Source organism: Pectobacterium sp. HCp5_1 (genome assembly GCF_032905925.1).
Lineage (GTDB): Bacteria > Pseudomonadota > Gammaproteobacteria > Enterobacterales > Enterobacteriaceae > Pectobacterium > Pectobacterium brasiliense_A.
Genome location: NZ_JAUMIO010000024.1, coordinates 18,294 through 32,265, shown reverse-complemented (window position 1 = coordinate 32,265; position 13,972 = coordinate 18,294). Strand labels below are relative to the sequence as shown.

Below are 13,972 nucleotides of genomic sequence, written 5' to 3'. Positions count from 1 at the left end.
GAGAAAATTCTTAATTTACTTAATGATACAATGTCGAATGAATTTTAAGGCTAGGAAATAGTCTATAGGCGTCAGCGCCAGCACTTTCTGGCCGCATAATAAAGCCATACGTATTTCCTGCCTGTGCGGCATGCCGTAACCGAACCTTCTCTTCTTCCGTCAATTCGTGCGGTAACCAGCATAAAACAGCGCTGTAATTCCCTGTCAGCAAGGCTCTTTCCATGGCATCAACGGTAAACAGCGGATTGATGTGGTGGAGTTGCACCATTTTATCCAACGGCAGCCCAGATTGCTGGACCCAAGGGCGGCTCAATTTTTGCTGCGGCGAAAGCCATAACAGCCAACGAGACTGCGTGCCTAGCTGCTGTAAGAGCGGTAATAACAGGTGTGTGACTATGGGCTGATCGGCGTTATACACGATTTCGCTGATAATTCCACCTGTGGCAACCGAGGGCTCCGCAGCGTGTTGATTTGCAGAAAATGATGACGGCTCGATGTTGTGAGAGCGGATTGATTGCGTACGCATAATGAGTTCTACCCATAGTGTTACTGTATGAACATACAGTATCCGCTGTGTGCGTGAAAATCAACCTGATTTTTTGAAAGCGCTTCGCATATTCCTTATGCAAGAGACAGTAAACACATTTACTGTTTGAAGCCGCATCGGGGCTGTGGTTAATTATTTGTTCCTGCTACAGATATTTTTAATTGTTCAGGACGAGATCATTTCAATACTAAGGATTATGGCAATGAAGCAATTATGCAAAAAAAGGATTTTGCAATCTCAGCAGTCTTTTTCATCTTTGGGGGACATCACTTCACGTTCCCAATTTGGTGGCTACAGCATCGCAGCAAATAAAACGATTTTTGGACTGGTGTCGGAAGGGGAGCTTTATCTTCGCGCCAGTAAGAAGGATGAAAAATATTTTCAGCAGCGTGATATGCCTAATCTGATTTATACCAAGCGCGGTATGCCCGTTCCGTTGAATTACTTTCTTGTCGATGAAGCATTATGGCAAGAATCTGAGCAGCTATTGTATTTCGCCCATCTGGCGTTGGGAGGGGCGCAGTATGATAAGGCAGTCAGAAGTACCAACGGGCGGTTAAAGGATCTTCCGAATCTTAACCACGATATCGAACGGCTGCTGTGGAAAGCAGGGATCAAGAATGTCGATGAATTACAGCATTATGGTGCGAAAAACAGCTATCTCGAGTTGCGGAAGGTTCGCGCTAATCTGAGTGTTAACGTGCTATTGGCGCTTGCTGGCGCCATTTGTGGCACACATCAGGCGGCACTCCCTCGCGGTATCCGCAATGAACTGTTGGAATGGTATAAAAGCAATGCGGTCTCCAAAGGGCCAAAGCACTAAGGGATGCGTCTGTTTCACTGTGTCATCATGTCATTTTTTAGCTGTACGAGTTCAGGTAAGAGACCGATCAACAGGCCGATTTGCTGAATAATTAATGATTCTTTACTGTCTGACTCGGGTGAGAGGGATTGAAGACTGGCGGTAATGGTTTTCAATCCCTGATTGATATGCAAACTTTCCTCTTCGCTACAGTGTAGCGCACCATCAACATGACAAACGGCATCATCCAGCAATTGCAGCGTTTCCGTTGAGGTAATTTTCCCGCGGTGTGCGCCGAGCGTCGAAATATAGCTTAGTAACGTATGATTCAGGCACATAAAGCGGAATGCGCTGTCCAGCTTGCTTCTGGTCGCATGAGGTTCTGAAGACATATTCGACACAACGGATGCCAGTTCGGCATCGCAGTTATGCGCATCGCGGCGGGCAATACGATAAGGCAGGCTATTATCTTTCCCCTGATAATATTGAACCATGATCGCATCAAGATAGCGGCAGTTAGCGTCCAATGTCTTATTGATGACGGTTGGCAGACCGCGAAAGCGCCAGTCCGGCCAAATAAAACTCACCGCCGCCCAGGCGATGGCACACCCGAGTAGCGTATCAATGATGCGTGGCACCGCAACGTCAAAGCCTTCACCCAACAGGTTGAAACAGAGCAGAACTAGCAGCGTAATAAACATGGTCGCGTGGGCGTACTGCACGTTGCGAAAAGCGAAAAATAGTACGCCGCTAATAACGATCAACGTGAGCTGTCCTTCCAGCGAAGGAACGAAGTACAGGATGGGTAAACCGAGCAAAATACCGGTCAATGTCCCGATGATTCTCAATGTCAGTCGCCGCCGAGTGGCGTTGTAGTTGGGCTGACAAACAAACAAGCTGGTGAGCAGGATCCAGTAACCGTGTTGCAAGCCCGTTATCTGAATTAATGCGTAGCCGCTACAGAGCAGCACGGACATACGGATAGCATGACGAAACAGTGCTGACTGCGGCGTCAGGTGGCGGCTAATGCGTAAGCGGATGTCACTCCAGCCCGTGATTTTGTCGTCTGCCAGCGTGTTTTCCGGGTTGTTCTCTTGCTCAATGGCCTGTTCGGATTCGATAGTCGCTAGCTGGGCATCAATGGCGCGTAAATTATTTAATAGATAAGTGAGTGCCTTAATTTGCGAGGCATCTGCCATGTTGTTGGCAGCGATACGCGCAATAGCGGATTCAAGATGTACGAAAGCCCGCTCAATGCGGCCGTCATGCTGATATTTTTGGTGCAGCAGAATGGATTGCGATAGCTGCTGACAGGCTTTGGCCTGCCTACTCAGCAGGCGCTGAAAGCGAAATAGTACGTCGCTATAACGCAGTTTCTCACGCAATTGCGGATAGTAAACATGCGATGAACTGGCCCGTTCGTGAATATCCTGTGCGACGAAATAGTAGTGCAGCGTTTGACGCGTTCCACGCTGGCCGCGATCGCCCCGCAGGCGCGTTAACAGCGATGACTTGGTCTGATTGAGTGTCGCAACCAACTGGCTGTTTGCCATCGCGACATCAATGAGGGGTTTGTCAGTTTCTTCTTCAATATCGGGATCGAAGAGGTTGGCTTTGGCATCCAGATAGCGTGCCAACTGCTGATAACACTGTGCGAGGTTGTCCTGCAACGGGCGGATGGGGAAAATCACATGGCCGAATAGCGTCAGCAGATTGTACCACGAGGCCCCGATCAGCAGCATGATGGGCTGCTGATACCAATTGTCGTAAAGGGATATGCCCAGCATGGTGTAAATCGCGATCAGCAATGCGCCGAATGCGATGGTTGCATAGCGTTGCCCTAATGCGCCGAGCAGAATAAAGCCGCAGGTCGATACTGCCAGACCAAGACCAAATAGCCAGGGGTGGGGGAAAAGCAGTTCGATCGAGACGGAAGCGACAAAAAAACAGGCCAGCGTAATGAACAAATTACGCAGACGCCCGGTGAGGCGATCGTCAAGGTCGGTGAGGGCGGCCGCGACGACGCCAAGCGTTACGGGGATTGTCGATGTTGGCTGACCCAGCCACCAGGGAACCGCCGCCGCACCACTCAGTGCAATAAAGATGCGAATGGTATACAGCCAACTGCTGTTATACACATAGCGGCGAATTCCTGAGGCGAAGGTGAGCAACGTAATATCCTTAGATGCCGTTAGCGAAAGTGGCGGCGGGCATTGTTTTCCCTGGCTGCCTGCGCCAGTTCGACGGAAACCACGCGACGCCCTACTGGCCACAGCGCGATGGCGGCAATTTTAAAATTGGCGATGCCAACAGGAATGCCAATGATCGTAATGCACTGTGCGATGCCTGTAATGATGTGCGATAGACAAAGCCACCAGCCAAAGAAAATGAACCAGAAGATGTTCAGCAGCGATCCGCCAGCGCTGAGAATGGTGCTCTTTTCATCTGGGCGTAGCTCATCAACATGGACCGCTTCATTGCCATAAGGCAAGAGCGACAGTTTGGTTATTTCCCAGCATGAACGCGTTAGCGGTAAAGTAAAAATCAGCAACACGCTGACGACTGTCGCCAGAAGCCAGGCTAATGTGGTGAAAAAACCACCTAATACGAAATTGAGGATATTCAACACAGTACGCATAATCTCTCCTGTACTTGTAAGGTAACCAGATAACGTCCCAAACTCGCTGATGGTAAAAGAATTATCACATTAAGCATCAGGATATCCTAACCTGTTTTTAAGGCTAGAGCGCGAAGTCCGATAACGGGTAAACTAGGGAACAGATAAACGACAAAAAATGGACAAATAACCTCTCACATAGTCATGGCGCGAACATCATGGAACTGAAATCTACCTCGTTAGGTAAGCATCTTGCCCAGCATCCCTACAATCGGGTGCGGTTACTGAATGCCGGTGTCGAAGTGAGTGGTGATAAACATCAATACCTGATCCCCTTTAATCAGTTGCTGAGTATTCATTGTAAAAGAGGGCTGGTGTGGGGAGAGCTGGAATTTGAATTGCCAGCCGGAAAAGTAGTGCGCCTGCATGGAACAGAGTGGCAGGAAACGCAGGCTTTTTACCGCCATCTTCTTAAATCCTGGCTCGATTGGAGTGAGGAGATGAGTCTGATCAGCGCTGAAGTTTTGCAGCGCCAAACGGACACTATTCACACGCTGACGCAGCAGGACAAATGGTTTAACCGTCAGGCTCTGACTACGTTGCAGAATGCCATTCGCGATTCTCTGGGGGCTTTGCCTCTGCCTGTTTCTCGTCTCGAAACTTTTGATAACTGCCGTGATAACTACTGGCACTGCTTACGCTGGCTTGAGCAGGGTGATGAGATGCGCACTGCGGCGAATCAGGCATGGATGGATCGCACACTGGCGGCAGAGCAGCCTTTCTTTGAAACGGTGGAGAGTTCGCCATTAAATGTGTCGCAGAGTAAAGCGGTGATCAATGGCGAAGAAGGCGTACTGGTACTGGCCGGGGCGGGCAGCGGCAAAACCTCCGTGCTGGTGGCCCGAGCGGCGTGGTTAATGCACCGACACGAGGCTACGCCCGATCAAATTTTGCTACTGGCATTTGGTCGTAAAGCGGCAGAAGAGATGAACGATCGCATTCGGGAGCGGCTTCATACGGATGAGATTCAGGCTAAGACGTTCCATGCGCTGGCATTGCACATTATTCAGCAGGCTAGCCGCAAGGCCCCGATGATAAGCCAACTGGAAAGTGATGCGAAACAGCGTCGCGAACTGCTGGTTTCTCACTGGCAGCAGCAGTGTGCAGAGAAAAAAACGCAGGCTAACGGGTGGCGACGCTGGTTAACGGAAGAGCTGGAATGGGATGTACCAGAAGGAGATTTCTGGAACGACCCGAAGCTGGCGGGGCGGTTGGCCGGGCGACTTGAGCGCTGGTTGGGATTGATGCGTATGCATGGCGGTAGCCAGAGTGAAATGGTTGAGCAGGCACCAGAATCCATTCGGGCAGAGTTTCAGCAACGCATTCGCCTGATGGCACCGCTGTTGAAAGTCTGGAAAAAAGCGCTTAGGGACGAGAACGCCGTCGACTTCTCTGGCCTTATCCATCAGGCCGTGAACTTGCTGGATAAAGGGCGCTTTGTAAGCCCTTGGAAGCACATTCTGGTGGACGAATTTCAGGATATTTCGCCACAGCGTGCGAGCTTGCTTGCAGCTCTGCGTCGACAAAATAGCCGTACCTGTCTTTTTGCCGTCGGGGATGACTGGCAGGCCATTTACCGTTTTAGCGGTGCTGAGCTGGCGTTGACGACGGCATTTGAACAGCATTTCGGCGTAGGCGAGCAATGCGCGCTGGATACTACCTATCGCTTTAATGAACGAATTGGTGACATCGCCAACACGTTCATACAGCAAAACCCGTATCAGTTGAAGAAACCGCTTAATAGCCTGAGTAAGGGAGATAAAAAAGCGGTGACTATTCTGCCTCAGGAGCAGCTTGAACCACTTCTGGATAAACTGAGTGGTTTTGTGAAAGCTGATGAACGTATTCTCGTGCTTGCGCGTTATCACCATTTACGCCCGGCGATTTTGGAGAAGGCTGCAACTAAATGGCCGAATTTGCACATTGATTTCATGACGGTGCATGCCAGTAAAGGGCAGCAGGCGGAATATGTCATTATCGTAGGCATGCATGAAGGGAAGGACGGCTTCCCGGCGCCGGCAAGAGAGTCTGTGATTGAGGCGGTGCTGTTACCTGAACCGGAGGACTTCCCCGATGCGGAAGAGCGGCGTTTGCTCTATGTGGCGTTGACGAGGGCGAAACATCGCGTGTGGTTGCTACAGGATGCGGCGAATCCATCGGCGTTTATTGAACATCTTCATCGTTTAGGTGTACCGACGCAGCGTAAGCCGGGATAACGAAAAGAGAGAAGTAGAGCAGAAGAGACCAGCGTCGACAGCGTAGTACGCCGCTGGTCCATTGTGATGTACTGATATTATTTCAGACGATCTTGCAAGTAGCGCTGATAATCAGGAATGGCGATTTGAACGGGTTCTTTAAATAGCGCTGAGTTAATCAGGAAATCCGCCGTTGCCCGGTTGGTAGCAACAGGAATGTTCCAAACTGTAGCCAGTCTCAGCAGCGCCTTCACATCGGGATCGTGTGGTACGGCGTTAAGCGGATCCCAAAAGAAGATCATTAAATCGATTTTCCCTTCGGAAATGAGTGCGCCAACCTGCTGGTCACCCCCCATCGGTCCACTTAACATGCTTTTTACGGGCAGGCCCGTGTTCAACTGAATCAGGTTGCCGGTGGTTCCGGTAGCGTAAAGCGTGTGCTCTGTGAGCTGTTGTTTATTCGTACCAACCCAATCCAGCAAAGATTGTTTACAGTGGTCGTGTGCGACCAGCGCGATATGTTTTTGCGCGGGGATGGTACGGGTGGTGAACTCCATGGTTACGTCCTTCAATCTGGTGTAGTAAAGCTGACGCTAGGGTACAGACAGATTACGGAAACGGAGTTTCAGTGCAAAGCGATAAAAGCAAGAAAAGGCGAACGGGTATCAAAAATCAGATGTGACTGCGCGTAAAATCACCAGCTTACGGATTCATTCAGTGCGGTAGCAAATCCCGCAACTGAAGCCCCGTTCGCCGCCGCGTTGTACTCTGACATTTTTCGCTCTATATCGAGTAGCTCATTGTCTGCGATCACAAACGCATCGGTACGCACGGGGATCGCCTGATTTTTTTCATCAAGCAATTGATATTGAGGCTGGGCGGTAAAATTTTTGCGATCCTGAAGGGTTTGCAACGGCGGTAGCTTGAATGACACCGATGCCACTTTTTCCGTGTTAAAGGTCGCAATAAAGGTTGAAGGGAAATAGGTCGCTGGCGCACCGGTCTGGGCATCGACAGTATCGACGACTTTGAACAGAATCTGGTGTTGCCCACTGCCAAGTTCGAGGCTATCGGCACCTTTCAGCAACGAGCCTGACATCTTTTTCCCGTCAACCATAAGGAGATTGATTTTCTGATCTAATTTCAACGTTGTTGCCGCCATTGTAGAGGTATTGAAACCTGCAATAACAAGGCAGACAGTGATGACGCCGAATTTCATAATTTTCCCAGACGGAACGTAATCCAAGTATTGTTGAGGAATTGTCTGAATGTGTCAAAGGTTTCAATTTGAAACAGGCTGTTATGGCATTTTTCGCGCTATAGGGCGTAGACGGAGGTGGCCTTAAGCCATTTCATGCTATTCGTAGAATGTGCGATACACTGTAATCAATCACGCAAGAGAGGTTGAATAGCATGAATGACAGAGAGATTGAGTCTGTACTGAAAACGGTAAAAACCATTGCGGTAGTGGGGGCCAGCGATAATCCATCCCGTCCGAGTTATGGCGTGATGGCATATTTGCTTAAGCAGGGCTACGACGTTATTCCCGTTAGCCCCAAACTGGCCGGCCAGACACTTTTAGGTCAAAAAGCGTATGCCAGCTTAGAAGATATTCCTAAACCGGTTGATATGGTCGATGTTTTTCGCCAGCCGGAGGCGGCCTATGAGATTGCCAAAGAGGCCATTGCCATCGGCGCTACCGTTCTGTGGCTACAGATTGGTGTCATTAATGAGCAAGCCGCCATTTTGGCTCACGATGCCGGGCTGACAGTCGTAATGGATCGCTGTCCGAAAATTGAAATCCCGCGGTTGGGGTTGGAGAAATAAGTTGCAGATAGTAGGCGATGCTGCATATCACAACATCGCCAATGCCTGCCTTTGATCATTGCATTTGCTGGTAGTGAAAAACTAATGGCGCAGCTGTGGCGCGCGGCGTTGAATGACCTCGGCTAATTCGTTTAGCGAAGGGTGGTCATGCTCAGAAAGCTCTTCCTTCATCAGCTGCGCTTCTGCCAGATAAGTATGAATCGGTTGGCCTTCGTCATCTTCCATCACAACGTGGTACCACGGTTCGGAGCGCGGTGTGTCATTGCCGCTAATTTCTTCCCAGGTGGGTGTGTCTAATGAGTATTCGGGATCGATATCAATCACAACCCCTGGAAATCCCAGTTGTCTATGACGAATCTGTTGTCCGATACCAAATTTACAGATGATCATATCACCCCCCTGGAAATAGATTACACTTTCTACTCGTTGCGGATGGCGTGAAGGGAAAATGACCGCATCCGATAACGCCTTTTAGCGTACAGCGTTTTTCAAGTCATGTGCTCGTTGATGAATCGCTGGCTGAACACATTATTAACAGTATGGTGTAAATTTTTAGAAGATACAGGTCTGCTAATGAAATGTTGTGTGGTTGCAGGGTAGGAAAGGGGGGGAAGAAGATGGCAAAGATAGCGATGGTCGCTTATGTCTATGGTGTGGTTCAGGGCGTTGGATTTCGTTACAGCACGCAGCATCAGGCTAGGCAGTTTGGGCTCAATGGATATGCACGCAATTGTGATGATGGCAGCGTGGAGGTGGTAGCAAGCGGTGAACCTCATGCGGTAGACGCGTTGATTGAGTGGCTGAAGCAAGGAGGCCCACGAAGCGCCAGAGTGGATAAGGTGCTTATTGAGCCACATGGCAAGACGGACTATGAAGGGTTTACGATCCGCTATTGAAATTGGGTGACGCTAGATGCATTTCACCGGTTTGGGTAAGCCGGCGATTTTAGTTGCCTGCTTGGCTGGCCCTTTCGGGAACAGTTTGTACAGGTAGCGGCTATTTCCTTTCTCCTCACCATACTTTTGCGCCATTGCCTTAACCAGCATGCGTATCGCGGGTGACGTATTGAACTCCTGATAAAAATTCCGCACAAACCGGACGACTTCCCAATGCGGTTCAGTCAACACAATGCCTTCCTGTTCCGCTAACACGGGAGCCAATGCTTCACTCCATGCGGTGCTGTCCATCAGGTAACCCTGTGCGTCAGTTGCGATTGTCCGCCCTTCAAACTCCAACATCTTCTCTCCGACTGCGATAGTTCAGCCCGCAGTTTACCAAATTTTTCTATCTGCACCGGAATAAAAAAAAGCCCCAGATGGAGCTTTCTTGGTGCGGCGATAGATGGGGCTTAGTCGTTACGCATGATGCCCAGAATGCTCAACAGGCTAACGAAGATATTGTATATCGCGACATACAGGCTAACTGTCGCCCGGATGTAGTTGGTTTCGCCACCGTGGATGATGTTACTGGTTTCCCACAGAATGGCACCCGCAGAGAACAGAATAAACAGGGCGCTGATTGCCAGATGCAGAGCCGGGATCTGCAAGAACAGATTGGCGATAACGGCAACAACCAGGACAACGAATCCAGCCATCATCATGCCTGACAGGAAGGACATATCCTTACGTGTCGTTAAGACATAAGCTGAACAGCAGAAGAACACCACCGCTGTGCCGCCGAGGGCCAGCATGACAATGTCGCCTGCGCCCGTGGAAATCAGCGAACTTAAAATTGGGCCGAGCGTATAACCCATGAATCCGGTCAGTGCGAACGCAGCCAGAATGCCTGCGGGGCTGTTAGCCAGTTTGTGCGTCAGGAACATCAGACCATAAAACCCAACCAGCATCAGAATTAAGCCGGGGGCAGGTAGGTTGAGTACGGTGCTTGCCGTTGCGGTAACGGCTGAAAAACCCAGTGTCAGCGACAGCAGGAAATAGGTGTTGCGCAGCACTTTGTGCGTGCTGAGTAGCGAGCTTTCACGGGTAGAAGAAACAACAATACGATCCATATCAGCGACTCTCTCTTCAGGGTGCTATTATCCAATGTCAAAGAGTAAATAGTTTCATGACGTTATTAAAGATGGTTTACCCTTCTTTACGCTGAAATTCTTCATTTTTCTGCCCGCGCTTGTGTTTTGTGCGGCAAGTGGTGTGATACCGGAGATAAATTGCACTATTTTATCTGCCGCGTGACGGTTTTGCGTCCAATTGCGCTGCGTTAGACTATTTTTCAGGCGATTGAGCGCTGTGATGCTTTACAAGATCTCACACACTGTTTATAGTTCGCGTCATTGCGGAGGAGTGGCCGAGTGGTTGAAGGCACCGGTCTTGAAAACCGGCGACGCGAAAGTGTTCTAGAGTTCGAATCTCTACTCCTCCGCCACAAAATTCAACGGGTTAGCTTAGGCTAGCCCGTTTTCGTTTCTGCATTATCAAATGCCAGAATCGTTTCTAACCTTATGGCGCTGATGTGGCGATTGTCCGTAACAACCTCCGCGCTGAGCATGTTGACACGTGTAGCGAAGACACGAAGCGAGTTTTTCCCATCACCTATTCATTCAGCAATAAATACTAACGATTGGTAAAAAATAAGCATCGCGCTATTCGTCATTAACAAATCGATAGTTATTGCTCAATAATAACAATATAAATATCGGTATTATTTATTACTTACATATTCCTGTTCGATATTGCGTATATTAAATAAAATGCTGAGCTGGGGAATATGCATGTTATTGAAAACGATAGGTTGATGTATTGACTACAGATTAAATAAGGAAATCATCCTGAGTTTTATAAACAACCAGATCGAGCAATGTACGATATTTTTCCTGAAAGGCGGTGTTGGCCTCTGTTTCAATCTTGTGCACTAATTTAGCGATGATAGCCTTGTTACTGACGGAATGACCGGATTGAATGATTTCTTCCACAATGTTACCGAGCATTTCCATGTCGCTGACTTGAGAGTCAAGGTTAAGGACATCAGATATTGGGAGCTCGTTTTGGGGCACCTCTGGATGCATTGCTTTTCCTCCCTTTTGCGTTTTCTGGCATAGAATACACGCCTTGCCAGACAACACGAACGCGTCGCCCGCCAGACATGAAGAAATCGTTACTTAACTTTAGTTGATCATACGCATAAAACCAGTCGATAAGATAAATAAACACTGCGTTACTCAGCAATGCTTCCAAACCTGAAAGGATGACGGCGATCAATGGTCAGGCGGATAAATATGAATTGTTCGTTTCCCACCAATATTATGTTTGAAATAATTATGTGAGATGCGTGACTTCAATAAGTTAAACATAACGAAAGGAAAGGAGGCAATGAAAAATAATAAATGAACATAAAGACTATTAATGCATTCTGATTACGACCTATAAGATTTTGATCTGTACAAGGAGATGATGTTTTCTGTGGTTCATGTCGTTTTAGCAAAAAATGTCTGTTTATCGAACATAGTTCCGTAGTTTACCTGGAGCGTTGGCATGCAAAAGATCAGAGCAAAAGCAGTTTGTCTTTTCCGCAATAATGACAAGATCCTGTTAGCTGAAGGGTATGACCCGATAAAAGATGAGCACTATGTGTTGCCGCTCGGTGGAGGCATCGATTTTGGCGAACTGTCGCAGGCCGCGGCGGAAAGGGAGGTTCAGGAGGAAATCAGTGCAGCGACCAAAGACTTTTCGCTGTTGGGCGTTTCGGAGAATATCTTCTCCTACAATGGCAAGCCGGGTCATGAGATTGTCTTTGTCTATGAGGCCAGATTTCAGGATGAGTCTCTTTATCAACAAGATATCATTCATGGGATAGAGACAAACGGTGTTCCGATCGTGACTCGCTGGTTTGATATTGATTTGCTGCGCTCAGGGGAAATCAAGTTTTATCCTCATGGTATAGTGGACATGATCTAGTCGGAATTGACTGGTTGGGATGATGGCATGCCGTTGATCCGTGATGATAATCCGTGCCGATGTTAAGCGTCGAAATAAGGAAAAAAAGATGCAGGTTTTGATAGTGATTGATATGCAAAATGCGGTGTTTTCAACGCCAAGAGCGCGACAAGCGCAGACGGTCGCATTGATAAACCAGCTTTCAGATGCAGCAGATCGGACGATTTTTATTCAGCATGAAGAAGACGGCATGCTGTCTGGCAGCGATGGGTGGCAGCTATTACCTGAACTGCATCAGCCAGAGGGGAGTCTGTTTATCACCAAAACGGCGTGTGATGCATTTTACCGCACGTCGTTAGCCGATGTGCTGGCTGAATTGGGTGTTAACCACCTAACGATTTGCGGATGTGCGACGGACTATTGCGTTGATGCAACCATTAAAAATGCGGCCAGCCGAGGCTATGCGCTGACGATTGCAGCCGATGCACATACGACGGCGAATCGCGGCGAACTGAAAGCCGAACAGCTAGTCACGCATTACAACGACGTGTGGCGGAATTTTATTATTCCGGGCAACACGATTACGGTAGAAACCACGGAGCATATCGTTGCTTCATGGAAGACGAGTCGTTAGTTCCATGCTGAATATTATTTCTGTCAGAAATCGCCCCGAATACAAAGAGCAGGCGATCCAGTACTTCCAACGCCACTGGGCATCAGATGAGACGCAGATGCTTTACGAAGACTGTATCAGTCACTGTATTGATGCGGAAAACCCATTGCCAGATTGGTATCTGCTGGAGAAGGATGGGCAAATTATCGGCGGTGCAGGGTTAATTACCAATGATTTCATCAGCCGCATGGATCTTTATCCCTGGCTGTGCGCGCTTTACGTTGAAGAGAACTATCGTGGCAAAGGTTATGCGGGGCGGTTGATTGAGCATCTTGCTCAGGAAGCTCGCCGTGCTGGTTTTTCTGCATTGCATTTATGCACCGAGTTACTCGGTTTTTATGAACGGCATGGATTTCACTTTACCGGAATGGGCTATCACCCCTGGGGTGAATCGTCACGTATCTATTCACGATCGCTTTAAAGGAAAACCACAGGTGAGCTAACGGCTTACTTTGTGCGCCGATTGGGTTAAAAGTTGCAGGCAACATGCGTAAAAGTGAACGGGATCATATTTTGCTGACGAGGGGCAGACTACGCTTCTTACAGACTGACAGGTAATCAGTTATCCACGTAGGGGAGAGGTGATTATGTACACGAGCATTCTGGTGCCAGTAGATATAGAAGAAGATGAACTCACCAAACACGCGCTTACGCATGCAGTCAGGTTGGCCAAAATGTCGGGTGCCGCAATCCACCTCTTTCATTCCCTCCCAGATGCGTCGGCGTTTTTATCTGCTTATTCTTTTGGCATAAAAGAGTTGGAGAATGAGGCAGTGGTGAAAGCGAATGACAAGCTGAAATCACTGATGAAAACGATCGACCTTCCTGCCTCGCGTTTATCATGTAGCGTCAGTTTTGGTTCGGCCAGAGACGAAGTATTAGCGCTGGCGGAAGAGATTAATGCAGATTTAATCGTCATTGGTTCGCGGCGACCGAATGTGAAAACCTACCTACTTGGTTCAAATGCCGCGGCAATCGTTCGCCATGCGAAAATGTCAGTCTTAGTTGTCCGCTAGTTTTTGCATAACGCTGCTGCCTCGTCTGAGGTTGGTGACGGGGCAGCAATCTTACGATGAAGCCGTTTTAAAAAATGGAGAACAGTAGGACAACGGGAAAGCTCAATGGCCAGGTTAGCCCGACTATCAACGAAGCAAAAAATCGGATGAGCAGGGATTTGTCTTTACTTAACAAGAACGTAACGATCAGGGAAACGACAAAGCCGATCATGTAAGTCAGTTTAATGAGTTCCCATGGGGAATGATGTGGCACGTTTATTTCCTTTTATCCTCGCAGCACCTGCATTTTATGTTGTTAATATTTTACGATCAATTTTTTAACTCTTAATGGGTAGTTGAGTGACA

18 protein-coding genes and 1 tRNA gene are annotated in these 13,972 nt (G+C 48.5%); 9 read left to right on the top strand and 10 right to left on the bottom strand.

Features of this window, described 5'->3' with window-relative positions:
- Positions 1-19: 19 nt before the first annotated feature.
- A complete protein-coding gene (sulA, locus tag Q3A88_RS16025) occupies positions 20-526 on the bottom strand; it encodes an SOS-induced cell division inhibitor SulA (protein WP_010276016.1) in 507 nt (168 codons plus the stop codon).
- A 223-nt stretch (positions 527-749) separates the two neighbouring features.
- Here sulA and Q3A88_RS16020 point away from each other — a divergent pair, with 223 nt between their 5' ends.
- Positions 750-1,370: a TfoX/Sxy family DNA transformation protein gene (locus Q3A88_RS16020; protein WP_039285861.1), complete on the top strand. Its 621-nt coding sequence runs from the start codon at positions 750-752 to the stop codon at positions 1,368-1,370.
- 14 nt (positions 1,371-1,384) lie between these two features.
- Here the strand turns inward: Q3A88_RS16020 and yccS are convergent, their stop codons facing one another.
- Together yccS and Q3A88_RS16010 are read right to left on the bottom strand one after the other, a co-directional pair.
- Complete coding sequence (gene yccS / locus Q3A88_RS16015; RefSeq protein WP_317178271.1) at positions 1,385-3,520, bottom strand: YccS family putative transporter; 2,136 nt, start codon at positions 3,518-3,520, stop codon at positions 1,385-1,387.
- Between the two features lie 20 nt (positions 3,521-3,540).
- The gene (locus Q3A88_RS16010) at positions 3,541-3,987 is read right to left on the bottom strand and encodes a YccF domain-containing protein (RefSeq protein ID WP_110164162.1); all 447 of its coding nucleotides are present in this window, start codon (positions 3,985-3,987) and stop codon (positions 3,541-3,543) included.
- Between the two features lie 197 nt (positions 3,988-4,184).
- Between Q3A88_RS16010 and helD the strand changes: the two genes are divergently transcribed.
- On the top strand, positions 4,185-6,242 hold the full coding sequence (gene helD / locus Q3A88_RS16005) for a DNA helicase IV (protein WP_110164163.1): 2,058 nt from the start codon (positions 4,185-4,187) through the stop codon (positions 6,240-6,242).
- Between the two features lie 77 nt (positions 6,243-6,319).
- Here helD and Q3A88_RS16000 read toward each other — a convergent pair whose 3' ends face one another.
- Together Q3A88_RS16000 and Q3A88_RS15995 are read right to left on the bottom strand one after the other, a co-directional pair.
- Positions 6,320-6,778 (bottom strand): methylglyoxal synthase, encoded by a 459-nt coding sequence (locus Q3A88_RS16000; RefSeq protein WP_010276040.1) that lies wholly within the window; start codon positions 6,776-6,778, stop codon positions 6,320-6,322.
- Positions 6,779-6,915: 137 nt separating this feature from the next.
- Positions 6,916-7,440 carry a DUF2057 family protein gene (locus Q3A88_RS15995; protein ID WP_110164164.1) on the bottom strand — a complete coding sequence of 175 codons (525 nt, stop codon included), beginning with the start codon at positions 7,438-7,440 and terminating at the stop codon, positions 6,916-6,918.
- 194 nt (positions 7,441-7,634) lie between these two features.
- Between Q3A88_RS15995 and Q3A88_RS15990 the strand changes: the two genes are divergently transcribed.
- On the top strand, positions 7,635-8,048 hold the full coding sequence (locus Q3A88_RS15990) for a CoA-binding protein (RefSeq protein ID WP_014915866.1): 414 nt from the start codon (positions 7,635-7,637) through the stop codon (positions 8,046-8,048).
- An 81-nt stretch (positions 8,049-8,129) separates the two neighbouring features.
- On the opposite strand, the gene hspQ is transcribed toward Q3A88_RS15990, so the two are convergent.
- Complete coding sequence (hspQ, locus tag Q3A88_RS15985; protein ID WP_039275664.1) at positions 8,130-8,438, bottom strand: heat shock protein HspQ; 309 nt, start codon at positions 8,436-8,438, stop codon at positions 8,130-8,132.
- 227 nt (positions 8,439-8,665) lie between these two features.
- Between hspQ and yccX the strand changes: the two genes are divergently transcribed.
- Positions 8,666-8,944, top strand: a complete 279-nt coding sequence (gene yccX / locus Q3A88_RS15980) for an acylphosphatase (RefSeq protein ID WP_110164165.1) — start codon at positions 8,666-8,668, stop codon at positions 8,942-8,944.
- A 12-nt stretch (positions 8,945-8,956) separates the two neighbouring features.
- On the opposite strand, the gene tusE is transcribed toward yccX, so the two are convergent.
- Together tusE and yccA are read right to left on the bottom strand one after the other, a co-directional pair.
- Entirely contained in the window at positions 8,957-9,286 is a 330-nt protein-coding gene (gene tusE / locus Q3A88_RS15975) for a sulfurtransferase TusE (RefSeq protein WP_039285879.1), read from the bottom strand.
- Between the two features lie 110 nt (positions 9,287-9,396).
- The gene (yccA, locus tag Q3A88_RS15970; protein WP_010276064.1) at positions 9,397-10,056 is read right to left on the bottom strand and encodes an FtsH protease modulator YccA; all 660 of its coding nucleotides are present in this window, start codon (positions 10,054-10,056) and stop codon (positions 9,397-9,399) included.
- Positions 10,057-10,342: 286 nt separating this feature from the next.
- Here yccA and Q3A88_RS15965 point away from each other — a divergent pair.
- Positions 10,343-10,430 (top strand) — tRNA-Ser (locus tag Q3A88_RS15965).
- A 385-nt stretch (positions 10,431-10,815) separates the two neighbouring features.
- Here Q3A88_RS15965 and Q3A88_RS15960 read toward each other — a convergent pair.
- Positions 10,816-11,070, bottom strand: a complete 255-nt coding sequence (locus Q3A88_RS15960; protein WP_110164166.1) for a biofilm/acid-resistance regulator YmgB/AriR — start codon at positions 11,068-11,070, stop codon at positions 10,816-10,818.
- Between the two features lie 466 nt (positions 11,071-11,536).
- On the opposite strand from Q3A88_RS15960, the gene Q3A88_RS15955 reads away from it, so the two are divergent.
- From Q3A88_RS15955 to Q3A88_RS15940, 4 genes are all read left to right on the top strand, one after another.
- Positions 11,537-11,959, top strand: coding sequence for an NUDIX hydrolase (locus Q3A88_RS15955; protein WP_110164167.1), 423 nt, complete (start codon positions 11,537-11,539; stop codon positions 11,957-11,959).
- An 88-nt stretch (positions 11,960-12,047) separates the two neighbouring features.
- Complete coding sequence (locus Q3A88_RS15950; RefSeq protein WP_039498583.1) at positions 12,048-12,572, top strand: isochorismatase family protein; 525 nt, start codon at positions 12,048-12,050, stop codon at positions 12,570-12,572.
- 4 nt (positions 12,573-12,576) lie between these two features.
- On the top strand, positions 12,577-13,032 hold the full coding sequence (locus Q3A88_RS15945; RefSeq protein WP_110164168.1) for a GNAT family N-acetyltransferase: 456 nt from the start codon (positions 12,577-12,579) through the stop codon (positions 13,030-13,032).
- Between the two features lie 166 nt (positions 13,033-13,198).
- Entirely contained in the window at positions 13,199-13,627 is a 429-nt protein-coding gene (locus tag Q3A88_RS15940) for a universal stress protein (RefSeq protein WP_014915858.1), read from the top strand.
- Between the two features lie 67 nt (positions 13,628-13,694).
- On the opposite strand, the gene Q3A88_RS15935 is transcribed toward Q3A88_RS15940, so the two are convergent.
- The gene (locus Q3A88_RS15935; protein ID WP_039275654.1) at positions 13,695-13,880 is read right to left on the bottom strand and encodes a GhoT/OrtT family toxin; all 186 of its coding nucleotides are present in this window, start codon (positions 13,878-13,880) and stop codon (positions 13,695-13,697) included.
- Between the last annotated feature and the right edge of the window lie 92 nt (positions 13,881-13,972).